Consider the following 6,313-nt stretch of genomic DNA (forward strand, 5'->3'; position numbering starts at 1 on the left):
AAGACTGACTGACGGGCCAGAGGGTGGGCGGGGGAGTGTATGACCTGTCCGTCAGTCTGTCAGGCCGCGCAGAAGAAAATATTCGAGGCTATTTAGGCTGTTGCCGCGCGCTGGGTATTGTTTTTTGCTATCAATTTGATAGTTATCCGCGTCAGGCGTGCGGTGCAGGCAGGGCGTGGTGCTGCTGGGAACGCAGCGGGGATGGGTGCGGTTGATGCGGTTGATGCAACTGGTGGCGCAGGCGGAACACCGCTACCGCTTCCACCATCTGCCGGGCCTGGCTGCTCAGGCTGCCAGCGGCTGCGGCGCTTTCTTCCACCAAGGCAGCGTTTTGCTGCGTCACATCGTCCATGCGCACGATGGCCTGCGTCACGCGTTGCATGTCCGAAGTCTGTGCGGCGCTGGCCTGGCTGATTTCTTCCATCAGTGCGCTCACTTCGCGGATGGATGCGACCACTTCCGTCATGGTCGTGCCAGCATCCTGCGCCAGGTCAGAGCCCGCCTGCACGCGCTCCACGCTGGTATGGATCAGGGCCTTGATTTCGCGCGCCGCACTGGCGCTGCGGGTGGCCAGGTTGCGCACTTCGCTCGCCACCACGGCAAAACCCCGGCCTTGTTCGCCCGCGCGTGCGGCCTCCACGGCCGCGTTCAGCGCGAGGATGTTGGTCTGGAAGGCAATGCCGTCGATCACGCCAATGATGTCGGCAATGCGGCGCGAACTCTCCTGGATGCCCTGCACCACCTCCACCATCTGCGTCACCACGTCGCCCCCGCGCTGGGCCACGGTGGCGCCGCTCTTGGCCAGTTCGTTGGCGCGTTGCGCGTTCGAGGCGTTCTGCTGCACCGTGGCCTGCAGCTGCTGCATGGACGAAGCGGTTTCGTCCAGCGACGAGGCCTGCTCTTCGGTGCGCATGCTTAGATCGGCATTGCCCTGGGCAATCTCGGCGCTGGCGCTGGCCACGCCCTCGGCATTGCTGCGCACACCGGCCACCACGGTCTCCAGGTTGTCCTGCATGGTGCGCAGGGCTTCTAGCAGCCGAGCGGGCTCGTCGTGGCCCTCCACGCGAATGCTGGTGGTGAGGTCACCCGCAGCCACCTTGTGGGCCAGCGACACCGCTACGCCCAGCGGGCGCACCACCGAGCGGGTGAGCAGCCAGCCCGCGCAGGCGCCCAGGGCGGTCACCAGTGCCAGCGCCACCAGGCTGCTGACCAGCGCGTGCCGTGCGTCCTGTGCTGCCTGCTGGGCAATGGCAGCGCTGCTGGCCGCCACCTGCTGGCTCAGCTCGGTGAGCAGCTTGGCCGGGCCCTGGTCAATGTCGGCAACGTCGGCGTCCCCGGCCGATGGCACAAAGCCCAGCGACTGGAACACCTCAAAGCCCTTGCGGTAGCCCTGGGCCATCTGCGCGTGGGCCTGGGTGAACTTTTGCAGCGCGGCCTTTTCCTGTGCGTCGGTCAGCTGAGGCTCCAGCGCCTTGGCCGCATCGGCCACGCGTTTTTCGCTGGCCTGGAAGGCAGCCCAGTGCAACTCGCGCTTGCGCGAGTCCTCGCCGCGCAGCAGGGTGTTTTTCCACTCCAGCACCTGGGTCTTGAACTCGCTTTCCATGCGGCTCACGGCGCGCTCCTGCGCCACCCGCCCGAGCACCGTGGTGTCGTAGGTGCCCAGCGTGTGGTACAGCGTGGCGATGCCGAACAGTGCGGCGCCCAGCAACAGGGCCAATACCAGGCCCAAGGCCGTGGCCATGCGTGCGCCGATGGAGTGGTTGGACATTTTCATCAGAGGCTCCAAGGGTTCTGCAGCGGGCCCGGAGGGCTTGGCGGTGAGATCAGGCCTTCAGCTTGAGCAAATAGACCATCACGCGGGCGGTGGTGAGGTCCAGCTCCATGAACTCTGCCAAATCCTTGCCGGTGAGCCAAGAGGGTTCCCACCGGTTCTGCTTGAGTGTGCGCGTCCAGGATTCGTGGTGGGTGGCGGCCTCGACGGCAGCCAGCATTTCGGCGGCGCGTGCGGGCGCCACGCCCTTGCCGGTGAACACGCCGCGCCAGTTGGCCATGACGGCGTCCAGCCCCTGTTCACGGAACGCAGGCAGGCCAAACGCGCTGCGGCGCGACGAGACGCCGATGGCCCGTAGCTTGCCCGATGCAATCGCGTCGCTGAACTCGCTGTAGCCCGACAGGCCCACGGCCGCGTTGCCTGATATCAGGGCCTCGACCACATCGGCCCCGCCTGGAAACGGCTTGTAGACCAGTTCCTCGGGTTTGGCCTTGGCTGCGCGCGCCAGCACGCCTGCAAACATGTGATCCACGCCCCCGGCGGAGCCTCCGGCCACTGGCATGCCGCGCAGGTCTGCACGCAGCGCATCCGCCAGGTCTTTGGTGTTCTTGATGGGCGATTTGGCCGCCACCGCCGCCACCAGGTAGTCACTGGTGAGGCGCGCAAGGGGCTGTATCTGGCTCATGTCCACCGCCGGTTTCTGCAGCGCCACGGCGCCCACCATCACCATGCCCCCCATGAACAGGGTGTTGGCATCGTTGCCGTATTTTTCAGCGTACTTGGCCAGGCCAATGGTGCCGCCCTTGCCGCCGATGTTTTCGTATTCCACCTGGTCGGCCGCACCTGCGCCCACCAGCGCCGCACCCAGCGCGCGGCCAGTCTGGTCCCAGCCGCCACCCGGGTTGGCGGGGATCACGATGCGCAGCGTGCCTGCCAGTTTGGGCGCCTTGGGCGGTGCGCCGCGCGCGGCAGCGCCTGCGGCGGCCGCCTGGGCCCAGGCGGATGTGGCAAACGAGGTACCGAGTGCGCCGATGGCGCCCGTGGCGGTAGCGCGGGCAAGGATCTGGCGGCGGTTGAAGGAGGTCGTCATACGGTCTTGAGCAAAAAGAGGGGAAGCAGATCGTTGGATCGGCCTGTGCACATTGCGACAGGAGATTGCCAAACTGCATAGCAGTCTCCTTCAGCCGTGTGGCAATGGTCACCATCCAAGCTGTCAGTCTGCTGTCGGCAGCATGGGGGTAAACGTGGAGGCGCATGGTGGGCAGGCGAAAAAAAACGCCCTGCGCCGCAGTTGCGGGGCAGGGCGTCGGGGCCGGGGCAGGCCGCAGTGCGGCCAACGGTGCCAGGTGCTGGCTTACAGCGAGTCGATGAAGCTGCGCAGCTTGTCCGAACGCGAAGGGTGCTTGAGCTTGCGCAGCGCCTTGGCTTCGATCTGGCGAATGCGCTCGCGCGTCACGTCAAACTGCTTGCCCACTTCTTCCAGCGTGTGGTCGCTGGTCATCTCGATACCGAAGCGCATGCGCAGCACCTTGGCTTCGCGGGGGGTCAGGCCATCGAGGATGTCCTTGACCACGTCGCGCAGGCCGGCCTGCATGGCGGCTTCGATAGGGGCGGTGTTGGCACCGTCTTCGATGAAGTCACCCAGGTGGCTGTCGTCGTCGTCCCCGATCGGCGTTTCCATGGAGATTGGCTCCTTGGCGATCTTCATGATCTTGCGGATCTTGTCCTCGGGGATTTCCATCTTGGCCGCCAGGATGGACGCATCGGGCTCAAAGCCAAACTCTTGCAAGTGCTGGCGGCTGATGCGGTTCATCTTGTTGATCGTCTCGATCATGTGCACCGGGATACGGATGGTGCGCGCCTGGTCGGCGATCGAGCGGGTGATGGCCTGGCGAATCCACCACGTGGCGTACGTCGAGAACTTGTAGCCCCGGCGGTATTCGAACTTGTCCACCGCCTTCATCAGGCCGATGTTGCCTTCCTGGATCAGGTCCAGGAACTGCAGGCCCCGGTTGGTGTACTTCTTGGCAATCGAGATCACGAGGCGCAGGTTGGCCTCGATCATTTCCTTCTTGGCATCGCGCGAGGTGGCTTCACCTTCGTTCATGCGCTTGTTGATGCCTTTGAGCTCGGCCAGCGGCACGACCACGCGCGACTGCAGGTCCATCAGCTTTTGCTGCAGGTCCTGGATGGGCGGGATGTTGCGCGCAATCACGGCCGACCAGGGCTTGCCAGCGGCGGCCTGCTTCTCGACCCACTGCAGGTTCAGCAGGTTGGGCGGGAAGTCCTTGATGAAGGTCTCCTGGGGCATGCCGCACTTGTCCACGATGATGCGGCGAAGCTCGCGCTCCTTCTTGCGCACGTCGTCCACCTGGCCGCGCACCATGTCGCACAGCTTCTCGATGGTTTTGGCAGTGAAGCGGATGGTCATCAGCTCGGCCGACAAAGCGGCTTGCGCTTTGACGTACGCAGGCGTGCCGTAGCCTTCCTTGTCGTACACCTTGTGCACTTTTTCGAACAGCTCGCGCAGCTTGTCGAAGCGTTCCAGGGCCTGCTTCTTGAGTTCTTCCAGCTTCTTGGTCAGCGCCTTGGAGCCGCCCTTGCCGTCGTCATCGTCGGCTTCGTCGAACTCGTCAAAGTCTTCTTCGGCCACATAGTCGTCGGCCTCGTTGGGGTTGGAGAAACCGTCCACGATGGTCGAGATGACGACCTTGCCTTCGCGGATCTCCTCACCCATGTTCAGGATCTCGGCGATGGTGGCGGGCGATGCGCTGATCGCCTCCATCATGGCCATCAGGCCGCCTTCGATGCGCTTGGCGATTTCGATTTCGCCTTCGCGCGTCAGCAGCTCCACGGTGCCCATTTCGCGCATGTACATGCGAACCGGGTCGGTGGTGCGGCCGAATTCCGAGTCCACGGTGGACAGCGCGGCTTCGGCGGCTTCTTCGGCTTCTTCCTCGGTGGCGCCAGCGGGGGCGTTGTCCGTGATGATCAGCGCTTCGGCATCAGGCGTCTGCTCGTACACCGCCACGCCCAGGTCGTTCAGGGTGGTGATGACGGCTTCAAGGGTTTCGGCATCGACCAGCTTGTCGGGCAAGTGGTCGTTGATTTCTACGTGCGTGAGGTAGCCGCGGGTCTTGCCCAGCTTGATCAGGGCCTTCAGGCGCTGGCGGCGCTTTTGCATGTCTTCTTCGGACAGGACGGTTTCGTCCAGGCCGAATTCCTTCATCAAGGCGCGTTCCTTGGCCTTGCTGATCTTCATGCGCAGCGGTTTGACCTTCTCGACCGTGGCGGCCGCTTCTGGGGTCTCCTCGACTTCGCCTTCCAGGTCCGATTCGATGTCGGACAGGTCGGTGTCGTCCCCACCTTCGTCACCGGCGGCGGCAGCCTTGGGCTTGCGACCACGCTTGGCGGGGGCCTTGGCTTCGGCGGTGCCAGCGGCCTTGGCGGGGCGGCCAGGGCGCTTCTTCGGGGTTTCTTCTTCGTCGGCGGCAGCGGCGACAGCCTTGGCGCGGGCAGGTTTCTTCTTCAGCAGCTCATCGGCGGCTTTGATCAGCTCGGCGGTACTTTTCACGGACACGGTTTTGACTTTCTTGGCTGCTGGAGCGGGCGCGGCAGCAGCGGGCTTTTTGGCCGGAGCTTTCGCAGTTGCTTTGGCAGCAGGGGTGGGAACAGCCTTTGCGGCAGTGCCTGGAGCAGACTTGGGCGGCTTCGCGGACTTTTGAGCGGGCATGGAACAACCTCAGAATCAAAAACGGACACACAAAGAAATCGCAAGCGCCACAGATCCCGGCGCGGGTGGCGGTGCAAAGCTGAACGGTCTTCGCACTTCGAGGGGAGGCCCTCAGCGGCAAGATGTCTGGGCGATCATTTGGTGTGCAGTCCTTGCGATAAGTGGGCCCATCAGCGCATAGGTGCGCGTTTGTCACGGTGGCCCGGCTCGGAGGTGCTGCTGTCGCTCTTGCCTAACCCTACATCATACCATTTGACGTGATTTCAAGCCGCAGGGACCTATACGCCCAACAAAATCTTGCGTTTTTGTTCGAGGGCTCGGTAGCGCTCCAGGGCCGTGGGGTCCTGGGCGGCCTGCAGCATCAGCAGCTTTTGTTGCTCTGCGATGTCCTCGATCAGCATGCGGTTCAGCAAATCGCGCAGCTCCAGCCGGAGTTCTGCCAGCTCGCCTTCGGTCTGGGCATGGGCACCAGTCATCACCTTCACCGCCAGCTCCTCGCACTCGTGGTCGCGCAGGCTTTCGCGCAGCACGGCCCAGGCCAGGGGGCCATGCTCGTGGAACTGCGCCTCCAGCCAGGTGAACAGCGGGCCGTGGGGCGAGGGCTGGGCGCACAGCGCGGCGTGGTCGTCCTGGGTCAGTTCTTCGAGAAACGCCATGTGCGACAGCAGCAGCCGCGCGGCATGGTCGGCCCGGCCCATCGCGGGCGTGCGGGGCAGGCGCGGTTGGGGCGGCCAAGGCGCGTCCTTGTCGCGCTTGCTCCATTTGCCATTGCTGCCTTTTTTCCAGTCGCCACCGCCGCTGTTCTTACG

Annotated in this window: 3 protein-coding genes and 1 pseudogene; all 4 read right to left on the bottom strand. The window is 64.4% G+C overall.

Annotated features, from left to right (window positions below; genetic code table 11):
• Positions 1-151: 151 nt before the first annotated feature.
• Positions 152-1,774: a methyl-accepting chemotaxis protein gene (locus tag DBR12_RS03600; RefSeq protein ID WP_233244283.1), complete on the bottom strand. Its 1,623-nt coding sequence runs from the start codon at positions 1,772-1,774 to the stop codon at positions 152-154.
• A 49-nt stretch (positions 1,775-1,823) separates the two neighbouring features.
• On the bottom strand, positions 1,824-2,861 hold the full coding sequence (locus DBR12_RS03605; RefSeq protein WP_108615997.1) for a tripartite tricarboxylate transporter substrate binding protein: 1,038 nt from the start codon (positions 2,859-2,861) through the stop codon (positions 1,824-1,826).
• A gap of 264 nt (positions 2,862-3,125) precedes the next feature.
• A complete protein-coding gene (gene rpoD, locus DBR12_RS03610) occupies positions 3,126-5,504 on the bottom strand; it encodes an RNA polymerase sigma factor RpoD (RefSeq protein ID WP_108615998.1) in 2,379 nt (792 codons plus the stop codon).
• A gap of 278 nt (positions 5,505-5,782) precedes the next feature.
• Positions 5,783-6,313: pseudogene (locus tag DBR12_RS03615) on the bottom strand (DNA primase); the annotation flags it as partial.

It is taken from the genome of Acidovorax sp. HMWF029, assembly GCF_003060895.1.
GTDB lineage: Bacteria > Pseudomonadota > Gammaproteobacteria > Burkholderiales > Burkholderiaceae_C > Acidovorax.